Origin of the sequence: Bradyrhizobium huanghuaihaiense (assembly GCF_025200885.1) — a bacterium.
Classification (GTDB): Bacteria; Pseudomonadota; Alphaproteobacteria; order Rhizobiales; family Xanthobacteraceae; genus Bradyrhizobium; species Bradyrhizobium huanghuaihaiense.
The window spans coordinates 951057-976372 of the sequence record NZ_CP104172.1; the positions used below are offsets into that span (position 1 = coordinate 951057).

The 25316-nt window shown below is 63.3% G+C and carries 27 protein-coding genes; 8 read left to right on the forward strand and 19 right to left on the reverse strand.

The features are described from left to right. Positions 1 to 3 precede the first annotated feature (3 nt). Entirely contained in the window at positions 4 to 951 is a 948-nt protein-coding gene (locus N2603_RS04395; RefSeq protein WP_260387825.1) for a fatty acid desaturase, read from the forward strand. 57 nt (positions 952 to 1008) lie between these two features. Here N2603_RS04395 and N2603_RS04400 read toward each other — a convergent pair whose 3' ends face one another. Both N2603_RS04400 and N2603_RS04405 read right to left on the reverse strand, forming a co-directional pair. Continuing rightward, positions 1009 to 1257 carry a hypothetical protein gene (locus tag N2603_RS04400; RefSeq protein WP_212342234.1) on the reverse strand — a complete coding sequence of 83 codons (249 nt, stop codon included), beginning with the start codon at positions 1255 to 1257 and terminating at the stop codon, positions 1009 to 1011. A 137-nt stretch (positions 1258 to 1394) separates the two neighbouring features. Then, a complete protein-coding gene (locus N2603_RS04405; protein ID WP_260387826.1) occupies positions 1395 to 2375 on the reverse strand; it encodes a helix-turn-helix transcriptional regulator in 981 nt (326 codons plus the stop codon). An 87-nt stretch (positions 2376 to 2462) separates the two neighbouring features. Here N2603_RS04405 and N2603_RS04410 point away from each other — a divergent pair, with 87 nt between their 5' ends. Then, the gene (locus N2603_RS04410; RefSeq protein WP_260387827.1) at positions 2463 to 3107 is read left to right on the forward strand and encodes a glutathione S-transferase family protein; all 645 of its coding nucleotides are present in this window, start codon (positions 2463 to 2465) and stop codon (positions 3105 to 3107) included. A 189-nt stretch (positions 3108 to 3296) separates the two neighbouring features. On the opposite strand, the gene N2603_RS04415 is transcribed toward N2603_RS04410, so the two are convergent. From N2603_RS04415 to N2603_RS04430, 4 genes are all read right to left on the reverse strand, one after another. Then, complete coding sequence (locus tag N2603_RS04415) at positions 3297 to 4082, reverse strand: enoyl-CoA hydratase/isomerase family protein (RefSeq protein WP_018643321.1); 786 nt, start codon at positions 4080 to 4082, stop codon at positions 3297 to 3299. 12 nt (positions 4083 to 4094) lie between these two features. Further along, on the reverse strand, positions 4095 to 5201 hold the full coding sequence (locus N2603_RS04420) for a cyclic nucleotide-gated ion channel (protein WP_260387828.1): 1107 nt from the start codon (positions 5199 to 5201) through the stop codon (positions 4095 to 4097). Between the two features lie 149 nt (positions 5202 to 5350). Then, entirely contained in the window at positions 5351 to 5569 is a 219-nt protein-coding gene (locus N2603_RS04425) for a hypothetical protein (protein ID WP_026312046.1), read from the reverse strand. 363 nt (positions 5570 to 5932) lie between these two features. Next, positions 5933 to 7378: a TAXI family TRAP transporter solute-binding subunit gene (locus N2603_RS04430; protein WP_260387829.1), complete on the reverse strand. Its 1446-nt coding sequence runs from the start codon at positions 7376 to 7378 to the stop codon at positions 5933 to 5935. Between the two features lie 405 nt (positions 7379 to 7783). Here N2603_RS04430 and N2603_RS04435 point away from each other — a divergent pair, with 405 nt between their 5' ends. Both N2603_RS04435 and N2603_RS04440 read left to right on the forward strand, forming a co-directional pair. Next, positions 7784 to 8131 (forward strand): DUF3307 domain-containing protein, encoded by a 348-nt coding sequence (locus tag N2603_RS04435; protein WP_051122990.1) that lies wholly within the window; start codon positions 7784 to 7786, stop codon positions 8129 to 8131. A 289-nt stretch (positions 8132 to 8420) separates the two neighbouring features. Continuing rightward, positions 8421 to 8819, forward strand: a complete 399-nt coding sequence (locus tag N2603_RS04440) for a hypothetical protein (protein WP_260387830.1) — start codon at positions 8421 to 8423, stop codon at positions 8817 to 8819. Here the strand turns inward: N2603_RS04440 and N2603_RS04445 are convergent. After that, the gene (locus N2603_RS04445; protein WP_260387831.1) at positions 8816 to 9139 is read right to left on the reverse strand and encodes a YkgJ family cysteine cluster protein; all 324 of its coding nucleotides are present in this window, start codon (positions 9137 to 9139) and stop codon (positions 8816 to 8818) included. The genes N2603_RS04440 and N2603_RS04445 overlap by 4 nt on opposite strands. Beyond that, positions 9136 to 9834, reverse strand: a complete 699-nt coding sequence (locus N2603_RS04450; RefSeq protein WP_018643314.1) for a helix-turn-helix transcriptional regulator — start codon at positions 9832 to 9834, stop codon at positions 9136 to 9138. The genes N2603_RS04445 and N2603_RS04450 overlap by 4 nt, the downstream gene beginning before the upstream one ends. A gap of 113 nt (positions 9835 to 9947) precedes the next feature. Here N2603_RS04450 and N2603_RS04455 point away from each other — a divergent pair, with 113 nt between their 5' ends. Further along, positions 9948 to 10208, forward strand: a complete 261-nt coding sequence (locus N2603_RS04455; RefSeq protein ID WP_260387832.1) for a hypothetical protein — start codon at positions 9948 to 9950, stop codon at positions 10206 to 10208. Positions 10209 to 10243: 35 nt separating this feature from the next. Further along, positions 10244 to 10972: a glutathione S-transferase family protein gene (locus tag N2603_RS04460; RefSeq protein WP_211405419.1), complete on the forward strand. Its 729-nt coding sequence runs from the start codon at positions 10244 to 10246 to the stop codon at positions 10970 to 10972. Positions 10973 to 11046: 74 nt separating this feature from the next. Here N2603_RS04460 and N2603_RS04465 read toward each other — a convergent pair whose 3' ends face one another. The 10 genes from N2603_RS04465 to N2603_RS04510 form a co-directional block, all read right to left on the reverse strand. Next, entirely contained in the window at positions 11047 to 12198 is a 1152-nt protein-coding gene (locus tag N2603_RS04465) for an ABC transporter substrate-binding protein (protein ID WP_260387833.1), read from the reverse strand. 79 nt (positions 12199 to 12277) lie between these two features. Then, positions 12278 to 12697, reverse strand: a complete 420-nt coding sequence (locus N2603_RS04470; RefSeq protein WP_260387834.1) for an acyl-CoA thioesterase — start codon at positions 12695 to 12697, stop codon at positions 12278 to 12280. A 22-nt stretch (positions 12698 to 12719) separates the two neighbouring features. Next, positions 12720 to 13481 (reverse strand): SDR family NAD(P)-dependent oxidoreductase, encoded by a 762-nt coding sequence (locus tag N2603_RS04475; protein ID WP_260387835.1) that lies wholly within the window; start codon positions 13479 to 13481, stop codon positions 12720 to 12722. Between the two features lie 25 nt (positions 13482 to 13506). Beyond that, positions 13507 to 15390 (reverse strand): feruloyl-CoA synthase, encoded by a 1884-nt coding sequence (locus N2603_RS04480; RefSeq protein WP_260387836.1) that lies wholly within the window; start codon positions 15388 to 15390, stop codon positions 13507 to 13509. Then, on the reverse strand, positions 15387 to 16196 hold the full coding sequence (locus N2603_RS04485; protein WP_260387837.1) for a crotonase/enoyl-CoA hydratase family protein: 810 nt from the start codon (positions 16194 to 16196) through the stop codon (positions 15387 to 15389). Before N2603_RS04485 ends, N2603_RS04480 begins: the two co-directional genes overlap by 4 nt. Before the next feature lie 119 nt (positions 16197 to 16315). Then, positions 16316 to 17839, reverse strand: coding sequence for an RNA-directed DNA polymerase (locus tag N2603_RS04490; RefSeq protein WP_260387838.1), 1524 nt, complete (start codon positions 17837 to 17839; stop codon positions 16316 to 16318). Positions 17840 to 18257: 418 nt separating this feature from the next. Further along, positions 18258 to 18716, reverse strand: a complete 459-nt coding sequence (locus tag N2603_RS04495; RefSeq protein ID WP_260387839.1) for a DUF3237 domain-containing protein — start codon at positions 18714 to 18716, stop codon at positions 18258 to 18260. 215 nt (positions 18717 to 18931) lie between these two features. Then, on the reverse strand, positions 18932 to 20251 hold the full coding sequence (locus N2603_RS04500; protein WP_018643305.1) for a TRAP transporter large permease: 1320 nt from the start codon (positions 20249 to 20251) through the stop codon (positions 18932 to 18934). 2 nt (positions 20252 to 20253) lie between these two features. After that, the gene (locus tag N2603_RS04505; RefSeq protein ID WP_018643304.1) at positions 20254 to 20763 is read right to left on the reverse strand and encodes a TRAP transporter small permease; all 510 of its coding nucleotides are present in this window, start codon (positions 20761 to 20763) and stop codon (positions 20254 to 20256) included. A 217-nt stretch (positions 20764 to 20980) separates the two neighbouring features. Next, complete coding sequence (locus tag N2603_RS04510) at positions 20981 to 21997, reverse strand: TRAP transporter substrate-binding protein (RefSeq protein WP_260387840.1); 1017 nt, start codon at positions 21995 to 21997, stop codon at positions 20981 to 20983. A 252-nt stretch (positions 21998 to 22249) separates the two neighbouring features. Here N2603_RS04510 and pobA point away from each other — a divergent pair, with 252 nt between their 5' ends. Beyond that, positions 22250 to 23419 carry a 4-hydroxybenzoate 3-monooxygenase gene (gene pobA, locus N2603_RS04515; protein WP_018643302.1) on the forward strand — a complete coding sequence of 390 codons (1170 nt, stop codon included), beginning with the start codon at positions 22250 to 22252 and terminating at the stop codon, positions 23417 to 23419. A 309-nt stretch (positions 23420 to 23728) separates the two neighbouring features. Further along, complete coding sequence (locus N2603_RS04520) at positions 23729 to 24148, forward strand: PaaI family thioesterase (protein WP_260387841.1); 420 nt, start codon at positions 23729 to 23731, stop codon at positions 24146 to 24148. Positions 24149 to 24334: 186 nt separating this feature from the next. On the opposite strand, the gene N2603_RS04525 is transcribed toward N2603_RS04520, so the two are convergent. After that, the gene (locus N2603_RS04525) at positions 24335 to 25219 is read right to left on the reverse strand and encodes a LysR family transcriptional regulator (protein WP_260424143.1); all 885 of its coding nucleotides are present in this window, start codon (positions 25217 to 25219) and stop codon (positions 24335 to 24337) included. Positions 25220 to 25316: the final 97 nt, after the last annotated feature.

Below are 25316 nucleotides of genomic sequence, written 5' to 3' on the forward strand. Positions count from 1 at the left end.
ATCATGACCGACGCGACCGTTTCAGAGCCTGGGCATCGCCTGAAGCCGCTGAGCCCGGCGATGCTGCGTGAGTTGTCGGTGCGCTCCAATCTCAGGGGCGCAGCGCAAAGTCTCGGTCATTACGGCGTGATCGCGCTGGTCGGCGCGCTCATCTGGATGGTGACCTCACGCTACGGGCTGCTCTGGGCGCTGCCGCTGATGGCGGTGCAGGGCTATGTCGTCGCCTTTCTGTTCATGGCGGTGCACGAGACCGCGCACAAGACCGCGTTTAGAAGCCGCCGCCTCAATCTCGCGGTCGGCTATCTCTCGGCCTTCATCATCGGATTGCCGTACGAATATTACTGCCTGTTCCACTGGGACCATCACCGCTACACCCAGGACCCGGAGAAGGATCCGGAGCTGATCGTCGGCGTGAAGCCGGCCTCCGATACACAGCTCGCGATCGCCTATAGCGGCCTGCTCCAGGTCGCCGGGCGTCTGCGGCTGATGCTCGGCCATGCCGTCACCGGCAAGGTCGTCGTGCCCTGGATTCCCGAAAGCAGGCCCGCCACCATCGTCGCCGAGGCGCGCGCCTATGTCGCGCTCTACGCCGTGCTGCTCGCGCTCTCGCTGTGGTTCGCCTCGGCGCTGCTGCTCTGGGTCTGGATGGTGCCGCTGGTGATCGGGCAATTCTTCCTGCGGCCCTATCTCTATGCCGAGCACACCGGCTGCGACCGAACCCGCAGTGCCTTTCAGAACACCCGCACCACCTATACCGGTGCCATCGTCAAATGGTTGGCGTGGAACATGCCCTACCATGTCGAGCATCACGCCTATCCCTCGATTCCCTTTCACGCCCTGCCGAAGCTGAACGGGATCGTCGACGGCGAGATCGTCTATCGCGGGCGCGGCTACATCCAAACGACGCGCGAGACCTGGGCGTGGTTTCGCCAGGAGCGGCAGGGTAGCTAGTCAAACGCAAAAACTCCGGCCGCGATGCGACCGGAGCTTTGTCGTGAAGGCGAGATATCAGTAGATCCCGTAGGCGCAGACATTCACGACGCGGACGCGCAGGCCGTGACGGGTCTGGACGACGCGCTCCTGGTAGCAGTTGCTGACGCCGGTGTTGACGTAGATGCCGCCGAAGCCATAGCCCGGGCCCCAGCCATGACCCCAGTGATGATGATGGAAACCGCCGGCCGAAGCGGCGGTGGGGGCGAGCGCGGCAACGCCGAGCGAGCCGGCAGCGATCAGACCAAGAGCAAGCTTACGAAACATCTTCATTCTCCAATATGGCGCGAGGCCGTTGTTGTGTCCCTGCATCTCGGTCGGCTTGAGCCGCGAATGCGTTCACGGCGGTCCTTGAGAATCGTGTTTCAGGATTGTTTCGTCGGCTGTGGCGAGGTGCGCCGCGATCAGGCTTTCTGCGCCGCGCCATAACGCGCAGCCATGGCCCGGGTCATCTCGGCCATCTTCTCGCGGAGATCGGCCGGCTCCAGCACTTCGGCCTCGGGGCCGAGCCGCAGCAATTCGGCTGCGGCGTGCCATGACGTCTTGCCGGTCGGCACCCGCGCGATGCGCCAGCCGCCGGCGTCAGTGGTCTCTTCGATCTCCGTGCGCGCCTTGACGTAGGGCTGGCTCAACGCGTCCAGCAGCTTGACGCCGAAGGGCGACAGCCGGACGATCGCGACATTGGGATGCATCTCCGCTTCGAGACGAAGTGTCGCAGCCTGCCAATAGGCGGCGAGATCGAAATCGGCGGGCCGGTCGAAGCGATCGTCGAGCGTGGTGCAGTCGAGCACGCGCGCGACGCGATAGGTCCGCACGCTGCCGTCGACTTGCCCGGCGAGATACCAGCTGCCGCCCTTCAGCACGAGGCCGAGCGGGGCGACACGGCGCTGCTTCTCCGAGCGCCAGCTCTGGTAGCGGATTTTTATCAATGTCCCGCGCAGGGCGGCGCCGGCGATGGTGCGCAGATGTGTTGGCTCCTCCGCCTCGCCGAACCAGCCCGGTGCGTCCAGGTGAAAGCGCTCCTGCATCCGGCCGGCATCTTCGCGCAAGTTCGCGGGCAGCGCCGCCATCAGCTTGTTCTGTGCGGCGATCATTGCCGCGTCCAGCCCCAGCGCCGCCGCCGGTCCCGGTAGTCCCGCCAGGAACAGGGCTTCCGCCTCGTTCTGCGACAGGCCATTCAGCCGGACGCGATAGCCGTCGAGCAGGCGATAGCCGCCCTCCGCGCCGCGGTCGGCATAAACAGGGACACCCGATGCCGCGAGCGCGTCGATGTCGCGATAGATGGTGCGCACCGATACCTCGCAGGCCTCCGCGAGTTCAGGCGCGGTGACCTGTCCCTTGGCCTGGAGGGTGGTGAGGATCGACAGCATCCGGCTCGCGCGCATGATGTCTTAAACCATACCTGACAATGGATGTCAGGTATGGGTCGCTACAAGATGCGCCTCGCCAGACGGCATCCGAGGAGACCCGCCATGACCGATCCGAACCGCATCACGTTGTATTATTCGCCGCAAAGCCGCGCCACCGGCACGCGGGTGCTGCTGGAGGAACTGGGGGCGCCCTACGATCTCCATATCCTCAACATGAAGGCTGGCGAGCAGCGCAAGCCCGGCTATCTCGCCATCAACCCGCTAGGCAAGGTGCCGGCGATCCACTTCCGCGGGGAGCTCGTGACCGAGCAGGTCGCGATCACCATCTTTCTCGCCGATCTCTTCCCGCAGGCGGGCCTCACGCCCGCGCTGGACGATCCGCTGCGCGGTCCGTACCTGCGCTGGATCGCCTATTATGGCGCATCCTTCGAGCCGGCCTTGATCGACAAGTTCATGCAGCGCGAGCCGGCACCGATCACGCAATCGCCCTATGCGGATTACGACACCATGCTGGGTGCGCTGGAGACGCAATTGGAGAAGGGCCCGTACCTGCTCGGCGAGCGCATGACGGCGGCGGACGTGTTGTGGGGCGTCGCCTTCAGCTGGACCATGATGTTCGGCATCGTGCCGAAAAAAGATGTCTTCGTTCGCTATGCCGAGCGCATGACGTCACGGCCGGCGTTCCAGCGCATCACTGCGGCGGATGAGGAGATGGCCGCGCAGCATGCGAAGGTAGCTGGGGCCTGAGCGAGCGCCTCAATCTCCGCTGTCGTCCCGGGCAAGCGTAAGCGCAGACCCGGGACCCATAACCACAGGGTGGAGTTTGGCGAAGAATCGGAGTTGCCAGCTTCTCTCCATAACCACTCCCTGTGGTTATGGGTCCCGGATCTGCGCGCGCTTAGGGCGCGCTTGTCCGGGACGACAGCGAGAGAAATTTCAAAACCGCGGCGCTCTCTTCTCCGCGAACGCTTTGATGCCTTCCTTGATCTCGTCGCCGCGCATGCTGTCGCGGTGGCGCTGGTCGGCGGCAGCCTCGTCGAGCTCGCCGCGGGCGAATTCGTTGATCGCGCGCTTCATGCCAGCCATCGCCTGCGGCGCGTTACCGGCGAGGATATTGGCGAGCTTGTCGACCTCCTCGTCGAGCGTCTCTTCCGGCACCATGGCGGTGAGATAGCCGATGCGCAGCATCTCCGGGGCGCTGATCTTCTGCGCGGTCAAAAACAGCTTCTTCGCATTATCGAGGCCGAGCCGCGTCACGTAGCGTTTGATCCCGCTCGGGTAATAATGCAGCCCGAGCCGCGCCGCCGGCATGAACATCTCGGCGGTGTCGACGCCGATGCGGAAATCGCAGGCGAGCGCGAGGTCGGTCGAGCCGCCATAGACGCCGCCGTTGAGCCGGCAGATCGTCGGCACGCCCAGATCCTCGAGACGGTTGACGACCACTTCGAACGCCGAGCCCGCGCTCTGCTGCTCGCTCGCGCTCACCGCGCGCTCGGCGACCGAGTTGAGATCATAGCCGGCGGAGAAGGCGCGGCCCGTGCCGGTCAGCACCAGCACGCGGATGGCTGGATCGGCCTCGACGGCGTCGAAAAGTTTGACCAGCTCGCCGAGATCCTCGGCCTGCAGCCGGTTGAGATGTTTGGGCCTGTTGAGGCGGATGGTGGCGCGTGCGCCCGTGATTTCGAGCACGGGGCTGGATGCCGCGTCGGCTGTATCCGACATTCTTGTCTCCTCTTATTTGTTTTCGAGCGCGCGCCGTTTTGCTTCCGCGTCGATGGTCTCGGCGAGGTCGGGATGCCGCGCCATCAGGACGCGGAAATCGACGAGGTCGAGCACCAGCAGCCGCGACACCTTCGTGGTCGAGACGTTGGCGCCGCGCATGTTGTTGCCGAGCAACGCCATCTCGCCGAAGAAGGCGCCCTCGCCGAGCTGCACCTTCTTACCCGGAAGGTCGACCTCGACCTCGCCTGCCGCGATGAAATACATGCAGTCGCCCTGCGCGCCCTTGCGGATGATCATGGTGCGCGCCGGCAGCTCCATGGTCCGCAGCATGTGGGTGACGTCGGCGATGGCGGCAGGCCCGAGCGCTGCGAAGAACGGCACCTTGCTGACGGATTCCCAGGTCTTGAGGAAATTGTCGCGGCGGGTCTCCGCGGCAAAGCCGGTCGCCAAAATACCGGTCCAGAGGCCGAACACGCCGAGGCCGGAGATCATCACCAGCGCCGCCACCATGCGCCCCAACGGGGTGACCGGCACGACGTCGCCGTAGCCCGTCGTGGTGAGAGTTACGACGGCCCACCACAAAGCGTCCGGGACGCTGCCGAACGTCTGCGGCTGCACGTCCCGCTCCAGGAAATATTCGGCGACCGAGGCGAGGAAGACCACCATCAGGAAGATCACGAGCACGCTGACCAGCGGCCCCGATTCCAGCACCAGCACGCGGCGGAGCTGGCGCAGGCCGGGAATGCCCGGCACCACCTTCAGAACCCAGAGCACGCTGAGCAGCCAGGCCGTCTTCGGCTCGACGCCGAGAACCAGCGCGGCCGGCACGGCCAGCGCCCCAACCGCGTCGACGATGCCGGCGGAGGAGGACATGTAAAGCGCAAGGCGCCCCGTTCGCGCCATGTGGCGCAGCCGGACCACCCATTCGAACACGAAGTAGACGAGACAGGCCCAGAGCAGGCCGTGGACCCAGCCGCGCGCCTCATTGGCCCGGTTGTCCGTCAGCAGCACCATGCTGAGTACGCCGACGCCGACGGCGACATAGGCCGCCTTGGTCATGTTGCGGCCGGCCGTGGCGGCCGCAAACTGGGCCAGAGCGGAGATCAGCGGCGTGGACATGCAGGAAGGCGGCTCGTCTTGGTTCTTGTGGGCCCGGCTGGGATCCCGGCGCCAAAGTGCCCGCCCGCGCCAAGGCCGTCAACGACGGGCGCGAGCGGCAGCATCGTCGAATCGGGGGGCGAAGGCGGGGGCGGCGGCCGGCCGGGCCGTTACCTGAAATGCGGCGGCTCGTCGTAGCCGCGGCGGCTGCTGAAGAACAGCAGGACCATCAGTCCGATGCCGACGATGACGGAAAATCCGGCCCCCAGGGCGAGGGCCACATAGCCTTCCGTCGGGATCGGGTCGCCTTCGACAGCCATCGCGGAATAAGCGAAATAGCCCACCGCCGCCAGCATTCCCAGGAGGAAGATCATGAGGAGTATACGCATGGTGCGTTTCTCCGGTTGTATCCGGTTACCAACGGTTGTGGGTGGGGACGGTTCCAGGCGGCGGGTCTTGATCTAACGGGAAAAACGCATGCTGGCCCCCGCTTTGCGGCGGGGCTATCGCTTATGCCGTTTCGGCGGCGGTCCGCGCACGCCTCGTCCTTCGAGACGACGTCACGACCTCAGTCTCGTGCCCCGGACGCAGCGCAGCACCACAAGCGCGTTTACGCGCGTCTTCGACGCGCCATGGTGGTGCGCTGCAGAGCCGGGGCCCATGCAGCAGCGCATGGTGCGGCTTCCTGGGTCCCGGCTCAGCGCTGCAACGCCTTCGGCATTGCAGCTTGTCCGGGACATGAGAGAGGCGAATCAAGCGCTCTGCGCGGTCTTCACCACCACGACATTGCTCTCGTCGAGCGGGGGCGCTGCGGCGTCGCGGGCGGTCTTCTCGGCTTCGCCGGCGTGGCGCTTGAGATAGTCGCGACGCATGCCGATCTCGTCGCGGACGAATTCGTATCCGAGCTTGAAGGTGTCGAGCCCGTCGGTACTGATCGTCCCGTCCCTAAGGCCGATGACGGCGCCGCGTAAAATGCCTTCCAGCTCGTCCTGGAGGCATTCGAGCTGGTCCAGTGAATGGGCGTGCTCGATGCGCTCGCCGATGTCGAGAATGGCGGTGGAGAGCTCGCTGGCCTTCTCCGGCGCGATCCTTGTGACCTTGGCGTAGATCGCGGCGAAAATCGAGCCGATGACGCTGAGCGCGGCGGCGCCCAGATACATCATGTCGCTGTACTTATCCATGAACGACTTGGTGTCGTCGTTGATGTAATCGGCCGCGCCCTGATGCGCCATCACGAAGGCGTCCTTCTCGACGGAGGCCGGCTCGATCCTGCTGGCGAAGCCGCTGTCGAGCCCGAGGGCGGACTTGTTCTCGTAGATGGTGCGCGCCAACTCGCCCGCCGTGGTCACCGACATCCGGGATTGCGTGACCAGCAGCCATTCGAGCCCGATCGTATCGAGATCGTCGTCGGGAATTTCAGGCGAGGCCGACAGCGTTCCTGCCGTCAGCGTTTCCTCGGAAATGCCGGGGAATTTGCGCGCCAGCGCCTTGGCTTCGTCGATCGCGTTGAGGGTGAAGCCGCCGCGCTTGGCGACCTGCTCATAGCTCTTGTCGCGCACCGCTTTCGAAGCGTGGACGATGGCGATCACCGCACCGAAGCCGTTTGCCGGCGCAAACAGCTTGTCGAGCGTTGCGCCCTGCGGCGCCAACTGGACCTTCGCGGCATCGGGTCCCTCGGGGATGTCGAGGATGCCACGGACGAAAGCGAGTGAGGATTCGTTCTCGGCGAGGACGGCGACCTTCTTCTTCTTCAGCTCGGCGAGCGACTTGATCTTCTTGTTGCCGGGTCCGAGCAGGAGCACGAGGTCGTGCTCGAGGATCGCTAGCGTGCGCGCCCGCAGCGGCACTTTGGCGTCGGTGCGCAGCACGGCGAGGTCGGCCTGCCTGCGGTCGAACTGCGCGAGCGCCTTGGCGTTGTCGGGATTGTTGACGATCTTGATCCGGAAGCGCGAGGCGTTGTTCTTCAACACCGTGGCGAGCTTGGCGGCGAACAGCGCCTCGTCGCTGTTGGGGGCGCCGACGGCAAAGGTCAGCGTCTCCGAATTATGCAGCAGGGCGCGGCCGCCCCAGACGGTGGCGAGCGACAACAGCAGGGTCAGCACGACGTAGAGCAACACCTGCTGCTGATTGGTCTTGATCACCTTGGGGCGACGCGGCGGCGGTTCGGCCGGTGACGAACTGGGGCCTTCAGTACTCATGGCAGCACTCTTGGCCTTATTCTTCGGTGGCAGGCGGCTCGCTCGTGTGATCACTGCGGACGCCCTGTAATTCGTAAACGCCTGAAAAAAGAACGATATTTTCTGCCGCCGATGATAGCGCGCCGATGCCGGAATGCAAATTTCGAGCCGAAGGTAACCTTACTCGACGCGGGCGCGGCGATTGGTCATCCTATCACCAGTTAGCCACAGTTTGCGATTTTCCGGTTCCCCCCGGCTGCATTCCGCCGCAGGAGATGTCATAAATTGGCCGTCCCGGCGATTTGACCGGTCCAAGAAGAAGTTGCGCTGAACGCTCCAATCTTTCTTGTCACGTCAATGAGGGCGTCAGCTTTGTCGTTTCCATCCATGTCATCGGCGGTTCCGGTCGAAGCGCTCATTGGCTGGATGCTGCTGCTCACCTTCAAGCACATCATCGCCGATTTCGTCCTCCAGACCGCCTGGATGGCGCATGGCAAGGACCAGAAGCACGGCTGGGCCCTGCCGCTGCTGGTGCATTGCCTGGTTCATCTTGCGGTCGCGTTGCCGCTGATCGTGATCGTCGCGCCGAAATTCTGGTTCGTGGCCTTCATCGACTTCGTGATCCACATCACGATCGACCGCGCCAAGGGATTCGTCTCCGCCAATTTCGGGGTCGACCTTGCGCATCCCTGGTTCTGGACCCTGATCGGCGTCGACCAGGCGCTGCACCACCTGACCGGCTTCGGTCTTTCCATCTTCATGGCGGCGAACTGAGGCGGCGGCTGATGTCGTAGCCCGGATGGAGCGCAGCGCAATCCGGGGTCGCGCCATGCACTGCGACCTTTCCCGGATTACGCTTCGCTCCATCCGGGCTACGCATCAACAGACCTCATCCTGAGGGCCGGCCGAAGGCGGGCGTCTCGAAGGATGGCCGCTAGCAAGCTGCCTGCCGGCCTTCCGATTCGCGGCCAGCGTACAAGAACCCCGGGTGACTACCGCCCGGCGTGGTTAACCTTTCATTAGAGAATTGCGCTGCATCTTCCCGACACGAGGGAGAACTGCAATGTTTTCAAGCCGCGACGCTTTTGAAAGCGATTTCTGCCCGGTTCGCGACGAACTCCTTGGCGAGATGTATCGCGCCAGCGAGAGCGGCCTGCCGAGGCTGGTTGAGAGTGTTTCCCCTGACGCGCGCGCCCGCCTGGCGCTGTTCTGCTATCGCCGCAGCCATCTGCATTCGCTGGCGGTCGCGATCGCAGCGAGCTGCAGCGAGCGCGACCTGATCGACAACGGCGGCCGCGTCGGCTCGACGCTCTACGCGCTGTCGCGTGAGCGATCGGCCAAAGCCTCGCCGTCGCTGTCGGGGGGCCGCAAGCCGATCACGCTGTCGACCAAGCCATTGTCGGTGCTCGCACCGCTCGATGACGAGATCGACGACGAGATCAGCGAAGCCGTCCCGGCCTAAGCAGACTGTATAACCGGCAGCCCGAACTTCCGCCGCGCAATCGCGCATTCGGCGTCGCCCGGCATGCAGGTGCGGCACACCTCCGGCCGCACCGCATAGATGCCGCAGGCCGTCGCTTGTCCAATCTCTCCCTGCAACGCCGCGCAGCGATCGCCCTCGCAGCGCATGCCGGACTGGCGGTCGTTGACCAGCACTTCCGGAATCGCGGCAAGCTCCTCGTCGCTCTCGATCGAGAAGCGCGGCCAGTTCTGCGAATAGCCGCAGCAGGCGCCGCAGCTCTGGCAGCAGGCCGAGAGATCGATTTCCTCCATAGCGCTCATGTGTCCTTTGGCGGGCCCCAGACCAGGCTTTGCCGCCATTTCGCGCGCAGCACGTCACGCCGCTCCGGATATCTTTCGTCGAGATAGGTCGCGTCCACCACGCGGTCGGTGCGGAAGCTGCGGAAGTCGCTGCGCAGCTCGCACCAGGCCGCGAGCAGGCGCACGGCTTCGAGATAGCCGACCGAGATCGGCCAGATCATGCGTTCGCTGGCGCGGCCCTGCTCGTCGCGATAGCGCAGCATGATCTTCTTGCCCTCGTGGATCTGGGTGCGCGTACGCACCATGTCGAGGCGATCAGGCTCCCTGTTCCAGCTCGGCCGCGCCCGGCTCGCCGGCTCCAGCACGAAGGGACGCAGGCGCTCAGGGACAGTGTCGGCGATCTTGGCCATCAGGTCTTCGGCCGCGCGCGCCAGCGCCGAGTCGGCATGGCCCGCGACCCATTGCGCGCCGAGCACCGCCGCTTCGATCTCGTCGGGCGTCAGCATCAAAGGCGGCAGGTCAAAACCCTTTTCCAGGATGTAGCCCATGCCGGCCTCGCCGCGGATCGGCACGCGTTGGCCGATCAGGGTCGCGATGTCGCGATAGATCGTGCGCTTGGAGGTCTCGAGCTCGGCCGCGATCGCGTCCGCCGTCAGCGGCTTACGCGTGCGCCGAAGCACCTGGATGATCTGAAACAGCCGGTCGGCGCGTCTCATGACAATTCTCTTCTCGAACGACGGATCAGAAATCGGCGCGCGGCTGCTGACAGGATGTTGGCAGCAGGGGGGTTCTATACCGGGACAACACATCGACTGAAGAGGATTTGTCCATGATCGTTCCAACCCATTTTGGCCCGGTTGTTCCGATGTTGCGGGCGCAACTGTGGTCCGCCCAGGCGTTCGGTCGCTTCGTTTCGTTCGATCTCATGGCCGTCGACCTCCGATTTGCCCTCGCAAGCATGGTGGCACGCTCGCTAACCCAGGCTGCGGACGCGCTGGTCCGTCATGTCATGGCCCGCGCCTGGCGGGGGGCCCGTTTCGCAGAAGATATCACGGCTGCTGCCACCATGGTGGCAGCAGCCCGTCACTAGGTTCCGTCAAACTTGGCAGGTTCAGGAGAGCTTTCATGATCACGCTTTACGGCTTTGGCACCGGCTTCGGCCTGCCGGAAATCAGCCCCTTCGTCACCAAGACCGAGGTGCAGCTCAAGATGGCGGGACTGCCCTACCGGAAGGAGCGGGCGATGCCGCCCGCCTCACCCAAGGGCCAACTGCCGTTCATCGACGATGGTGGCGAGGCGGTGGCCGATTCCACCTTCATCCGCGCCCATATCGAGCGCCGCTACGGCTTCGACTTCGACGCCGGCCTCTCCTTGGCCGAGCGCGCACAGGCCTGGGCGTTCGAGCGCATGATCGAGCATCACGTCTATTGGGCGCTGGTCGGCGCGCGCTGGGTCGATCCGGTCAATTTTGCCAAGGGGCCTGCGCATTTCTTCGACGGCGCACCGGAGCACAACCGCGAAAAGCTGCGCGAGGATGCGCAGTTCCGCGTCGCCGAGAACTATCTGCTCTCCGGCCTCGGCCGCCACGCGCCCGACGACGACGTCGATCTCGCCGTGCGTTCGCTGTTCGCGCTGTCCGTGCAGCTCGGCGACAAGGCCTATCTGATGGGCAACAAGCCCTGCGGCGTCGATGCGACAGCCTTCGGTGCGCTCGCCGGCATTTTGACGCCGTTCTTCGAGTCCGGGCTGCGGCAGCGGGCCGAGGGATTTCCGAACCTCACGGCGTATGTCGACCGCATGATGGACAATTACTATCCGGAGTTCGCCTGGACCCCGCTGCGGCAGGCGGCTTAGGTGTTCACGGATCGCAAATGAAAAGAGCCGGCCCATGGGACCGGCTCTCGTCGTCTCAAAAACTGTCGCTCTGCCTACTTCACCAGCGTGTACTTGCCGTTCTTCACGGTGAGCAGGATGCGCGAGCGCTCGTCGAGGCCGTAGCGGTCCTTTTCGGTGAAGTTGTAGACGCCCTGGCTTGCCGCCAGCTCCCTCTCCGAGAGCAGAGCCTGGCGGATGGCTTCGCGGAATTCCGGCGTGCCGGGCTTTGCGGTCTTCAGTGCCGTCGGGATGACGCGCTTGAGGATCTCGAACGCATCGTAGGAATGACCGGCGAACTGGCTGCGGCTGTTCGGGCCGTATTTGGCTTCATAGGCCGTGTTGAGCGCGAGGCCAGGCTTCTTGGTGGCGGCTTCATCCGGCTGGTCTTCGGGGTCCATGACGGGGCCGGAGGCCATCAGCACGCCTTCCGCCGCTTTGCCGGCGATGCGGATGAAGTCCATGCTGGCGGCGCCGTGGGTCTGGTAGATCAGGCCCTGATAGCCGCGCTCGCGCAGCTCGGTCTGCGGCAACGCGGCCGCGGTGCCGGAGGCGCCGACCAGGATCGCGTCGGGATTGGCGGCGACGAGCTTGAGCACCTGGCCGGTCACCGACGTATCCGGACGGGCGAAGCGCTCCTCGTCGACGATGGTCATGCCCATCGGCACCGCCTGCGCCTTGAGATCGTTGAACCAGAGGTCGCCATAGGAATCGGAATAGCCGATATAGCCGAGGGTCTTGATGCCCTTCGACTTCATGTGATCGTACAGCACCTTGCCGACGATCGGGATCGGCTGCGGCATCGCCACCGACCACTTCATGCGCTCGGGCGTGATCGGGAAGGGGGCCAGGCCAAAGTGCGGGATACCGGCTTCGTTGGCGACGTTGGAGACCGCGATGGTCGGCGGCGTCAGCGCCGAGCCCATGATGATGTCGGCCTTGGATTCGGTCACGAAGCGGCGGGCGTTGGTGGTTGCCGTGGTGGGATCGCCACCGTCGTCGAGCACGATCACCTTCAGCGGCACGCCGCCGATCTCCTTCGGTACGAATTCCAGCGCGTTGCGCTCGGGAATGCCGAGGGCGGCGCCCGGCCCGGTGGTGGTGGTGGTGATGCCGATGGTGATTTCGCTGGTCTGGGCCAGTGCGGGCAGCGCCGGCAGAGCGAGCGTCGCCGCGGCAATGGCGGCGGTCAGGTAAAAGCGTTTCATCTATTCCTCCCTTGACGTGTTTTCTTTGAAAGCAGAAATCGAACGTGAATTCAGCCCCGTCTTTTGGTGATGCGGCGATTTAGCTTCCCGTGAATTTGGCGACCATTTCCGGCGGAAACGGTGCCGATTTCAGCTTGTCGGGGTTGGCAGGGTCGCGGCCGACCAGGACACGGGTCTCGAACCCCTCGATCGCCAGCGCCTCGCCCTTGTAGACGTTGTGCTTCACCTCGAAGCTCGAGCGCTTGATGCTCTCGATCTTCGTCTCGATGGTGATCCAGTCGCCATAGGTCGAGGGGATGTAGAACTTGGCCCGCGTGTCGACCATGGGGATGCCCACCAGGCCGTATTTGCGGACCAGGTCCTGCTTGGAGAAGCCGGCGACCTCGAACAGGGTCGAGGTCGAATCGTCGAACATCGCGAAATAGCGCGGGTAATAGACGATGTTGGCGGGGTCGCAATCGCCCCACTGGATCTGGACCTCGCGCCGGTTCACGAACATCTGTCGCGCCTTGCTTACGAAGTTACTTGGGCGCCATGCGCAGCGAGCCGTCGAGGCGCACCACTTCGCCGTTCAGATACGCATTCTCGACCATATGCAGGGCGAGCGCGGCGAACTCGTCGGCCTGGCCGAGCCGGCGCGGGAAGGGGATCGCGGCGGCGAGCGAATCCTGGGCTTCCTGCGGCAGGTTCGCAAGCAGCGGCGTCAGGAACAGGCCCGGCGCAATCGTCAGCACGCGGACGCCGAACTGCGCGAGCTCGCGCGCGATCGGCAGCGTCATGCCGACGATGCCGCCCTTGGACGCCGAATAGGCCGACTGGCCGATCTGGCCGTCATAGGCGGCGACGGACGCGGTGTTGATGATGACGCCGCGCTCGCCGGTCGCCTGGGGCTCCAGCTTGGACATCTCGGTCGCGGCAAGGCGCAGCATGTTGAAGGTGCCGATCAGGTTGACCTTGATCACCTTGTCGAAGTCGGCGAGCGCCATCGGACCGTCGCGGCTGACGACGCGTTTTGCAACACCGATGCCGGCGCAGTTGACCAGCACGCGCGCCGGGCCATGGGCCTTGTTGGCCTGCGCGACCGCAGCTTCAGCGGAAGCGGCGTCGGAGACGTCGCAGGTCACGGCGACGCCCTTGATCTCGGCGGCAACGGTTTCAGCAAGCTTGGCATTGAGGTCGAACACCGCGACCTTGGCGCCCTGCGCCGCCAGCTTTCGCGCGGTGGCAGCGCCAAGCCCTGATGCGCCGCCGGTGACGATGGCTGCCTGATCCTTCAACAACATGGCGTTCTCCTTTGGCGATGGTTTCTTAGCCGACCGATATCACACGGTCCGACGGATTGGCAGCGTAGAGCTCGTCGATCAAGAGGTTGCGATGTTCCAGCACGGCGCGCTGGTTGATCGAGCCCTTGTCCGTGACCTCGCCCTTGTCGATCGACAGCGGCGTGTCCATCAGGATGGCGCGCGTGATCCGGGTCGAGGATCCCGTGGCTTGGCTGAGGAAGCCCGTCAAGCGCTCGCGAAAGGCCTCGCGCACCAGCCGGTCGCGCGTGGCGACGACGAGATTGTCCGCCGGCAGCGTCGGATTGATCAGGCGGCAACCGTCGAGGTCGAGCACGACCAGCGCGGAGACCTCGTCGCGGTTGATGCCGGCGATGACGACGTCGCGCACCAGCGGCGCGCAGGCCGCGGTGAGGCGCGCGCGCAGGGGACCGACGCTGACCCAGGTGCCGCTGGCGAGCTTGAAGTCCTCGCTGACGCGGCCGTCGAAATCGAAGCCGGCGTTGAAATCATCGGGATCGCCGGGCTTGAGCGCGTCGCCCATCTTGTAAAATCCTTCCTCGTCGAAGGATTTCGCGGTGATGTCCGCTTGACGCCAGTAGCCGGGCATCACGTTCGGCCCCTTGGCGCGGACCTCCAGCTTGCCGTTGTTCGGCACCAGTTTTGCGTCGTTGCCGGAGACGGGGAGGCCGACATGGCCGGAGCGGCTGGTGCGCGGATTGACCGACATGAAGAACGGTGCGGTCTCGGTCGCGCCAAGGCCGGTCAGCATCGGCACGCGATAGCCCTTCTCCTTCACCGCGAGCTCGTCGAGGCTGTTCCAGACGAACGGCGACAGCGCAGCGCCGGAGAAGAACATCGCATGCAGCCGGTCGAAGAACTTCGCGCGCAGACCCTGATCATCGCGCAAGTATGGCAGCAGCGATTCGTAGCCCTTGGGCACGTTGAAATAGACCGTCGGCGAAATCTCCTGGAGATTGCGCACGGTCTCCTCGATGCCACCGGGCACCGGCTTGCCGGCATCGAGATACATCGAGCCGCCATTGTAGAGCGTCAGCCCGATATTGTGGTTGCCGCCAAAGGTGTGATTCCAAGGCAGCCAGTCGATGATGACGGGCGGCTCGTCCTTGAGGAAGGCGAGCGTCTCGCGCAGCATCACCTGGTTGGCGCAGATCATGCGCTGGGTATTGATGACGGCCTTGGGATTGCCGGTCGAGCCTGACGTCAGCAGGAATTTTGCGATCGTGTCGGGGCCGATCTTGCCATGCACCGCGTCGAGATCGCCGCGGATCGGTGTCGCCATGAGATCAGCGAGCAGGGTGACGTCGCGCCCCGGCACGGTGCCGTAGGATGCGGCGATCTCGGTGCCGAGCGAGACGTTGGCGGCGAGCGCGTCGGCGAACTTGCCGGCGTCCTCGGCGAAGACGAGGCCGGGCGTCAGCAGCTTCATCAGGTAAGACAGCTTGCCGTAATCCTTCGACACCAGCGAATAGGCCGGCGATACCGGGCAGAACGGAACGCCGGCGTAGAATGCGCCGAACGCCAGCAGCGCATGGTCGATCGAATTGCCGGAGAGGATCACGACCGGCCGCTCCGCTGACAGGCCGCGCGCGATCAGGCTCGATGCAATGTGCCGGCTCGCGGTGAGCAGCTCGGCATAGGTGATCTTGCGCCAGCCGCGGCCGCCTTCACGCTCGGCCATGAAGACGCGGTCCGGCGTCGTCGTCGCCCAATGATGCAGGCGGTCGGTGATGCGGACCGGATAGTCGCCGAGCGGCTGCTTCGGCCGCAGGTAGATCGTGCCGTCGTCGCGCCGCTCGATGTTGACGACGGGATCGCCGAACGAAATGGGTCGCAGCGGAGAAGTGCTCGCGCCGCGCTCCATGCTGGAAGAGGACGGCTGCGCACTCATGATTTGGGTTTCACCTTCGCGGTCTTGTGCTCGAGGAATTCGCGGATCCTGCGCTTTGCCTCTTTATCGCTCTGCGCGACGGTGGCCATGAGCGATTCCATCAAGAGACCCGTTTGGGGGTTGGCTTCCGCGATCATCGGCAGCGCCTGCAGCACGGCGAAATTCGTCAGCGGCGCATTGGAGGCGATCTTGGTCGCAAGCTCCAGCGCCTTGCCGAGCCCGTTGCCGGCCTCGGTCAGATATTGCGCAAAGCCGTAGGAGGCGCCTTCGGTCGCGCTGTAGACGCGGCCCGTCAGCATCATGTCCATCATCCTGGCAACGCCGATCAGCCGCGGCAGCCGCACCGAGCCGCCGCCGCCGACGAAGATGCCGCGCTGTCCTTCCGGCAGGGCGAAATAGGTCGAGGGCTCGGCGACGCGGATATGCGCCGCGCAGGCAAGCTCCAGCCCGCCGCCGATCACCGCGCCCCTGAGCGCCGCGATCACGGGCACGCGGCTGTACTGGATGCGGTCGAACACCCGGTGCCACATCTGGGAATGCAGAAGGCCGCCGGTGGCGTCGTGCTCGGTCAATTCGGAGAGGTCGAGGCCACTGGAGAAATGGTCGCCGATGCCGTGGATGACGACCGCGCCGATGTCCTCGGGCAGGGAGGCAAAGCACTCGCCGATTTCCAGGATGATGCCGTCATTGAGCGCATTGCGCTTGGCCGGCCGGTTCAGACCCACGGTCAGAACCCGGTCCGCCCGCTCGATCCGGAGCAGCCCGGTGGTACCCGCGTCAGCGGTATCGGCGTTTCCCTGTGTCATTTGCGTCCTTGTCAGAATAGTTATGTTGTATAACGAATTTGGCAGGAGTCAATAAGGAAGCGAAGGGCTCTCCCGCACCGGATAGCGCGCTCGACCTAGTGTGAATCGGCGCGTGAGAGCTAAGGTACTAGGATCTTATAAAAATCGTCGGTCAGTGCCTTCGAATGGATCGTTTTGAGTTGAGATATGACCGCCGGTGTCAGAGAAGCGTTTTGAAGCAATGATAGAAGCATCAAGAATTTGGCGTGCGAAATACGATTCGGAGCGGAGGAATTTACGGCCCGGATGAATCCACCAATAGAAGTATAGCCAGATTTGGTGCTTGAAAGTTCCTCGTGGAAACGAAAGACGGATACAGCGCCCACACCGCCAGCCCTCCTCAATATATTTCTAAATTTTGGAAGCGAGGGTGATCCAAGGAATCTAGGGAATAGGCCGGCTATCAGCCGCGACAACTGTTCGTGGCTAGCCCAGACAGATGTTCGAGATTCAACAATGTCAATCAGGTCGTCGACCGATCCGTATTTGGATGCGATCCACACGTTGCTATATAAGCTCCATACGGACGCCGAGCTTATGCCCGCTATGATTTGCTTTATGTGGCCTCGCACATAGGACGTGTCAGGGAGACGCGCGGCGACTAAGGCATTCGCAATATCCATGCGCGATGCGTCGTCGACCAAATGACCGTCACTGAGGATTTCTGTCAGTACATGAAGATTTGAGGCTGGCGACGACTGATGTTGCCACCAAATCAAGATGGCGGAACGAGCTGAGGGCCATCCCTCAAAAAGCTCCTGGAATTCGTCATCGGCCAATGTACCGAAAGTTTCCTTTGCGAGAGCAAGAAGTCGCTTCAATATCTTGTCGCCATTGCCAGTCGCGAATGAATTTCGTCTCAGGCCGGCTCTTATTGCAAGTTCAGTTTTTCGCTTCTCCTTTGATAAAGGAAACAATCCCTTTTTGTCATTTATCTTCTGCGATAATGCGCTAAGCAGCAGATTCTCTTTTATTTTGAAATGAGCGCGAGCCTCTTTTTCAGTCAAGATTCGCGTCTTGCCAGAGTTAAGCCGCACCTGACGCGTTTGTAGAGCCAAGTCTAGGTTCTTTAATATCTCGCGTGCCTCTGGAATAGAATCCACCCCGACATCGATGTCGTCCATGAAGCGCGCAAAGTCCGCATTCGGATAGCTGCTGAGGAGTTTGTCTATCTCGAAGAGAAAGCAATGCGCGAGCAGTCTTGGGGCGTCTAGATTTATCTGCGGTAGCCCGACGGGGACACGAGGCATGTAGTCGGGCTGCCATAGCATGCAGGACAAAGTGTAAATCAAAAGATCTAGCGCGTGTTCTCTTGCAAGAGAGAGGTCAGCGATAATATTCCTTAGATGCTCGTAAGAGATAAAATCATAGTAGTTGGCTATGTCGGTGATGACCAAGAAACTCTTTGTCTCGGTAAAGCCAAATACTGTCTTCTGAAACGCTAGCCACGCAGCATAGGAGCCGTACTCGCTGCCATGGCCAGCGATCGCTTTGGAAAAGCCGTGGTCCGCCGGGGAGTAGAATGACTTCTTCGTCGGTGCCTTTGATTTTATCTCTTCCCAGAGCGCGTCTGATAAGGTTTGCAGAATCAGGGCATCCTTCACCGAAGGGATAACTAGTTGTCGACAAAGTCCCTTTGATTTTTCGGACAGGAAGCGATTCGGCGGCCGGGGAATATAAGAAGTCCTCAGCTTCGATGGCCTCACAATTGGATGTGAGGCTGACATGGAAATCTAGATTCTCAAGGGGATCCGGAATTGGTTGACGTCGAAGGGCATCCCGAACCTTGGACTTCCAAGTGGCTTTCAATCGACTGCGGTTAATGACTTTCCGGAGGTCATCAATTTTCAACGGAAATTTCGGTGAATGCATCCGTGCAGCCCCCTGCTGGAGCGCAGGTAACCAAATTCGACCTAAGCGCGCAAGTTCAGCCTGTACCGAAGATTGGTGGTAGTTCAGCTAAGCCGCTTCCAGCCGTGCCGACCGGATGGGTTCGTAATGTGTGATGGATTGGAATCCCTCTCACATCACCTGATGCACGTCGATCACCACACGATCCGCATGCCGCACGGCTGAGCCGACAAAAATGTGCTGCATCAGCCAGCGGTACTTCTCATGCCCCGTCTCGAATTTCGGCACGGTGCGGAAATAGATCAGCTTCGGATCGACCGCCTCGCCGCGCTTGAGCTTTTGCAGGAGTTCGACTGGGCCGAAGCGCATGCCCTTGTTCTCGATATAGACAACGGCGCCGTCGTCGGTCTCGAAGGCGTACTTGGCCTCTAGGTCGATCAGCTCGTTGGGACGGATGGTCTGGAAGTCGGCGCCGAACGGCAGCACCTTGCCGGTGACCGCGCCCGTCACCTCGCCGCCGATGATCGGGATGATGCGGCGGACGCCGATGCCGGTTTCGCCGGCGGTGACGACGTCGCCGATGCGCGCGGTGATGGTGAAGACGTATTTGGTTTCGAGGGTAGGGGTCATCAGTCACCTCTTAACTGACTATGACGCACGATACTGCGTTTTACCCTCCCCTGGAGGAGGGTCGGCTCGCAGCGCGCAGAGCGCTGCGAGACGGGGTGGGGTGATCTTTCCGCTCAGGCAGTATTCAATGTGGAGAGACCGTCACCCCACCCCGCTCGCGCTTCGCGCGATCGACCCTCCCCTCCAGGGGAGGGTAAGTGACGGTCTTCGATCAGCTAATGCGCCATCATCCGCGTCGGCAGCCAGGTCGCCAGCAGCGGGAAGGCGATCAGGATCACCAGGCGCACGAGGTCCGTCGCCACGAACGGGATCACGCCCTTGAAGATGGTGGAGAACGAGACGTCCTTCACCACGCTTTTTATGACGAAGACGTTCATGCCGACCGGCGGATGGATCAGGCCGAGCTCGACCGTCATCACGATGATGACGCCGAACCAGATCGGGTCGAAGCCGAGATGCATGATGACGGGGAAGATGATCGGCACGGTCAGGATGATCATCGCCATGGCGTCCATCAGGCAGCCGAGCACGAGATACATCACCATGATCAGCGCCAGCACGCCGTAGGGCCCGAGGCCGAGGCCGGTCAAGAATTCCGTCACCTTCTGCGGCGTCTGCGTCACCGTGAGGAAGTAGCCGAAGATCAGCGCGCCGATCAGCACGGTGAACACCGCCGCTGCGGTGCGCGTCGCTTGCAGCAGCGATGCCAGCACCTTCTCGCGGTCGAGCCGTCCGGTGACCATGCCGATGATGAAGGCGCCGGTGGCGCCGACGCCGCCGGCCTCGGTCGGCGTGAAACGCGGCAGGAACGGCAGGCCATAGAGGCCGCCGATCACGAAGACGAACAGCAGCACCGGCGCCCAGATGTCCTTCAGTCCGGCAAAGCGCTCGCGCCATGGCAGCACCTTGCCCTTGGGCAGGAAGTCGGGGCGGAAATAGCCGATCAGAAAGATCGTGATCATGTACATGGTCATCGCCAGCAGGCCCGGGATGATGCCGGCGATGAAGAGTTTTCCGATGTCCTGCTCGGTGATGATGCCGTAGACCGCGAGCACGGTGGAGGGCGGCAGCATTGCGCCGAGCGTGCCGCCCGCCGCGATCACGCCGGTGGCGAAGGACTGCGGATAGCCGAAACGGCGCATCTCTGGGTAAGCGACGGCGGAGAAGGTCGCGGCGGTCGCGACCGACGAGCCGCAGATCGCGGCAAAGCCGCCGCAGGCGCCGACGGTCGCGATGCCGAGCCCGCCGCGCAGATGTCCGACGAAGCCGTTGGCTGCGCGGAACAACTCGCGGCTCATGCCGGAATTCGAAACGAACGAGCCCATCAGCAGAAACATCGGAATGACGCCGAACGTGTAGTCGGTGACCGTCCGCATCGAGGTCTGGCCGACCAGTTTCAGCGCGGCCGTCCCGTTGACGAGATAGGCAAAGCCCGACACGCCGACGAGGCCCATCGCCATGCCGACGGGCACGCGCAGCAGCATCAGCACGAACAGGGAAACGAAGCCGATTAAGGCGACGGCATCGGTGCTCATGATTACTCCGTCGCCTTCAATTTGGGATCGTGCATGTCTTCGGGATGAAAGATCAATCGGTAAGTGCGGATCGCGATCAGCAGCACGGCCGCGCCATCGCCGATCCACGCGACCGCGAAGAACGGCCAGGTCGGCATGTGCATGTCGAAGGTCTGGACATTGTCGTTGTAGGTGCCGCGCACCTTGTCGAACAGCGTCCAGGTCTGCACGGTGACGACGAACAGCAGCACCAGCGTCGCGAACACGTCGATCCAGCGCTGATAGCGCGGGCTGACATTGCCCCAGACGAGGTCGACCGTGATGTGGGTGCCGCGATAGGAGGTCGCCGCGATGCCCCAGAAGATGAGGATGCCGAGCAGCATGCGGCCGATGTCGAAAGAGTCGGGGATCGAGTAGTTCAGCGTGTTGCGCAGCAGCACCGACAGGAAGATGTCGAGCGCAACGATGCCGACGAAGCCGGCCGCGATCCACTCGATCGTGTCGATAAAGCGATCCATCCAGGCGCGCTTCATGGGAGTGTCCTACGTAATGGCATTGATAGATCCCGGTCTCGCCGCGCACTCCGCCTCTCCCCGCGTGCGGGGAGAGTCCGGATTGCATCGGAGATGCAATCCGGGTGAGGGGGACTCTCCGCGAGTCCGACTGTCACCATTTTTGCGGAAGCAGCCCCTCACCCCAACCCTCTCCCCGTAAGAACGGGGAGAGGGGGACAGAGAGCCTGCCATCGCGTCACTCCGCCAGCGCGTTGTACTTCTTCAGCGACGCCTTCAGCTCGCCAAGCGCCGCATCCGGATCGGCGCCGGCCTTCTTCGCGCCATCACCCCAGGTCTTGACCAGCGGCTCGGCCGCCTTCTTCCAGGCGGCGATCTGCTCGGGCGTCAGCTTGTAGACCTCGTGGCCGGATTCCGCCTTGATCTTGTCGATGCCGGCATCTTCGAACTTGCCCCAGTGCTCGCCGACCGCGCCGGCCATCTCGACTGTGCAGTTCTTGTCGATCGCGGCCTTCTGCTTGTCGGACATCGCGTTGTATTTGTCCTTGTTGATCACGAACACGAAGGTCGTGGTGTAGAGCGGCGCCTCCATGTCGTACTTGGTCACCTTGTCGATGCCGAACAGCACCAGGGAGCCCCAGGGGAAGGTGACGCCGTCGGCGACGCCGCGCTCGATGATGTCGCGCACTTCCGGCGCGGAGGACTGCACGTTGGTGCCGCCGAGCGAGGTCACGAAGTTCGCCATGGTGGCGTGGGCGGGACGGATCTTGAGGCCCTTCACGTCCTCGGGCACCGCGATCTTCTTGGTCTTGGAATGGAAGGAGGAAGGCGAGTGGACGAAGGCGAGGCAGTATTTGACGTCCTTCATCTCCTTCTCGGCATATTTGCGGTACCAGGCATCGAGCCCCATCGAGCCGCCCTTGGCGTCGGAAATCAGGAACGGCAATTCGCCGGCGCCGATGATCGGGAAGCGGCCGGGCTGGTAGCCGGGATTGACATAGGTGACGTCCGCGATGCCGTCGCGCGCCATGTCGTAATGATCGAATGCCTTGCCGAGCTGCTGGGCCGGAAACACCTTGCCGGTGATGGTGCCGCCGGAATCCTTGTTCACCGCGGCCACCCAGTCTTCCAGGGATTTTTGCAGCGGGTGCGACGCCGGCACCCAGTGCGAGACCTTCAGGTCGAAGGTCTTGTCCTGCGCCAGCGCAGGGCTCACGCTTGCTGCCAGCAGCAAAGCCAGACAGGCTTTTCTCATCACGCGTCTCTCCCTCTTTTCAAAGGCGGGCTTCAATGGCCCGTCCTCATTATTTAACATGTTATATAATTGGCCGGCGCGTTCAAGCCGGAACTGACGCGACATCTACGTCAGCCATGTTGCATGGATTTGTCGCGGTTAGCGCGACGCGCTCTCCCTTTTGCCCAACAATTATATGATATAATTATCGTCTGCGGATCGGCGCGACAAGCGCGGCCGCGCCGCACCTTACAAGATCGAGAGGAGCAAGTATTGCGGACAAAAGTCGCAATCATCGGGGCCGGGCCGGCCGGATTGTTGCTTGGGCAACTGCTGCATCGATACGGCATCGATAATTTCATTCTGGAGCGCCAGAGCCCGGACTATGTGCTCGGCCGCATCCGCGCCGGCCTCCTGGAGGAGGGAACCGTCGCGCTGCTCGACCAGGTCGGCGCCGGCACGCGGGCGCATGCCGAAGGCCTGGTGCATGAAGGCATCGAGCTTGCCTTTTCCGGCCGCCGCCACCGCATCGACATGAAGAGTGCGACCGGTAAGACGGTGATGATCTACGGCCAGACCGAGGTCACGCTCGACCTGATGAATGCGCGCAAGGCCGCAGGCCTCACCTCGGTTTACGAGGCCAAGGATGTGCAGCCGCATGATTTCGACGGCAGTCACCCGCGCGTAACCTATGTGAAGGACGGCGTCACCCACACGCTCGACTGTGATTTCATCGCCGGCTGCGACGGCTTCCACGGCGTCAGCCGCGCCAGCGTCCCGGCCGCGGCGATCGAGGAGTTCGAGCGGGTCTATCCATTCGGCTGGCTCGGCATCCTCTCGGAGACGCCACCGGTCAGTCACGAGCTGATCTACTCCAACCACGCGAGGGGCTTTGCGCTCTGCACCATGCGCTCGATGAAGCGCAGCCGCTACTACGTGCAGTGCTCGCTCGACGACCATGTCGACCAATGGTCGGACGATCGCTTCTGGGACGAATTGAAACGGCGGCTCGACCAGGAGGCCGCCGACAGCCTCGTCACGGGCCCCTCGATCGAGAAGAGCATCGCGCCCTTGCGCAGCTTCGTCGCCGAGCCGATGCGCTTCGGCAAGATGTTCCTGTGCGGCGACGCCGCCCACATCGTGCCGCCGACCGGCGCCAAGGGCCTGAACCTTGCCGCCAGCGACGCGCATTATCTGTCGAGCGCGCTCCGCGAATTCTACGACGAGAAATCCAGCGCCGGCATCGACGCTTACTCGACCAAGGCGCTGGCCCGGGTCTGGAAAGCGGTACGCTTCTCCTGGTGGATGACCTCGATGCTGCACAAATTTCCGGACACCGGCACCATCGGCGCCCGGATCCAGCTCGCCGAGCTCGACTACGTCACGCAGTCCCAGGCCGCGATGACGTCGCTGTCGGAGAATTACGTGGGGCTGCCGTTCTGACACGGTGCCGTAGGGTGGGCAAAGGCGCAAAGCGCCGTGCCCACGATCTTCCCATAATCGCGAAAGCCGGTGGGCACGCTTCGCTTTGCCCACCCTACGGGATCTCTCCACATCGTCATTGCGAGCGTAGCGAAGCAATCCAGACTGTTTCCGCGGAAAGATTCTGGATTGCTTCGTCGCAAGAGCTCCTCGCAATGACGCGGGTGCCCATTTCAAACACCGGCGCAAATATCGTTTAAAACTTTGTAGGCGGTGAAACCGTCTTCCACATCGCGTTCAATGCCGGCGACACAGCAACGCGAGACAGCCATGACCTCCACCGACATCCCCGCCGGGTTCGAGCCGCTCTTTCGCAAGAGCCCTCTCACCGAGCCCTGGGAGCCGCTCTACGCGAAGAAGACCGACAAGGCCGTCATCATCGGCCTGCGGCTGGCGAAGCCGCACACCAACGGCCGCGGCCTGATCCATGGCGGCCTCATCACCGCGCTCGCCGACAACGCCATGGGCTATAGCTGCGCGCAGGCGACCGGCTGGACCACGTCGTTCGTGACGGTCTCGCTCTCGGTCGATTTCGTCGGCTCCGCGGAGATCGGCCAGTGGTGCGCGATCGAGAGCGACGTGATCAAGACCGGCAAGACGATCTGTTTCGCCCAGTGCCTGATCAAGGCCGACGACGCCGTGATCGCGCGGGCCAGCGGCACGTTTCGTGTGGTGCCGAAGAAGGGGTAGAGCCGCTCGTGAGGTGGGCCGCGATGTGACCTCTTGCTCCGTCATTGCGAGCGCAGCGAAGCAATCCAGACTGCCACCAGGGAAAGATTCTGGATTGCTTCGCTACGCTCGCAATGACGTGGGGATAGCGGTGCGGCACACTTCGCATTCGTGCTCCGGACGCACCGCGTCCGGGACGCGAGACCATCACCCGAACCGCCACTCCGCCGTCTCCACCACGAGATCGATGAACGCGCGTACCTTGGCCGAGAGCAGGCGCGAGGTCGGGTAGACGATGTGGATCGGCAGCGCCGGCTGCTCGTATTTCGCCAGCACGATTTTCAGGCGCCCGCGCTTCAGCCCCTCGGCGGCCTGATAGGCCAGCACCCGCGTCACGCCGCCGCCGGCCTCGGCATATTGCAGGGCGGCATCGGCGCTGTTGCTGGTGAAGCGCGGTGATGGCGTCATCTCGAGGTCGCGGCCGTCCTGCACGAAGTGCCAGCTGGCGAATGGGCCGAACTGGATGGTCTGGTGCGCGGCGAGCGCCTCCGGCGTCTTCGGCTCGCCATTGCGCTTGAGATAACCGGGCGCGGCCACCACGATCCGCCGCATCTCGCCGACCTGGCGCGCCACCAGCGAGGAATCGGCGAGATGGCCGATCCGCACCGCGGCGTCGACGGCGTCTTCCACGAGATTGACGAGGTGGTCGGACAGCCTGAGCTCGGCGGCGACGTCGGGATAGCGCTTGAGGTAGGCGGTCATGACCGGCCCGACATGCAGCCGGCCGAAGCCGACCGGCGCCGACACCACCAAGCGTCCACTCGGCCGGTTGCGCTCCTGCCGCGCCGAGCCGTCGGCCTCTTCGACATCGGCGAGGATGCGCCGCGCGCGCTCCAGATAGCGCGTGCCGACGTCAGTCAGCGTCACCTGCCGCGTGGTCCGCTGCAGCAGCCGGGCGCCGAGATGCTCCTCCAGCGCCGCGATCATCCGCGTCACCGCCGAAGGCGACAGTCGCAGTTTTCGCGCCGCCGGCGCAAAGCCGCGCAGATCGGCGACGCTGACGAAGACGTACATGGCTTCCAGCCGGTCCATGGACATTATTGCATATATCGCAATGATGAAGTGTCAAGGCCGTCGATTGTTTTAAGCGACGAAGGGGCCACCTTAAACCGCGAAAGACGCAAGAATG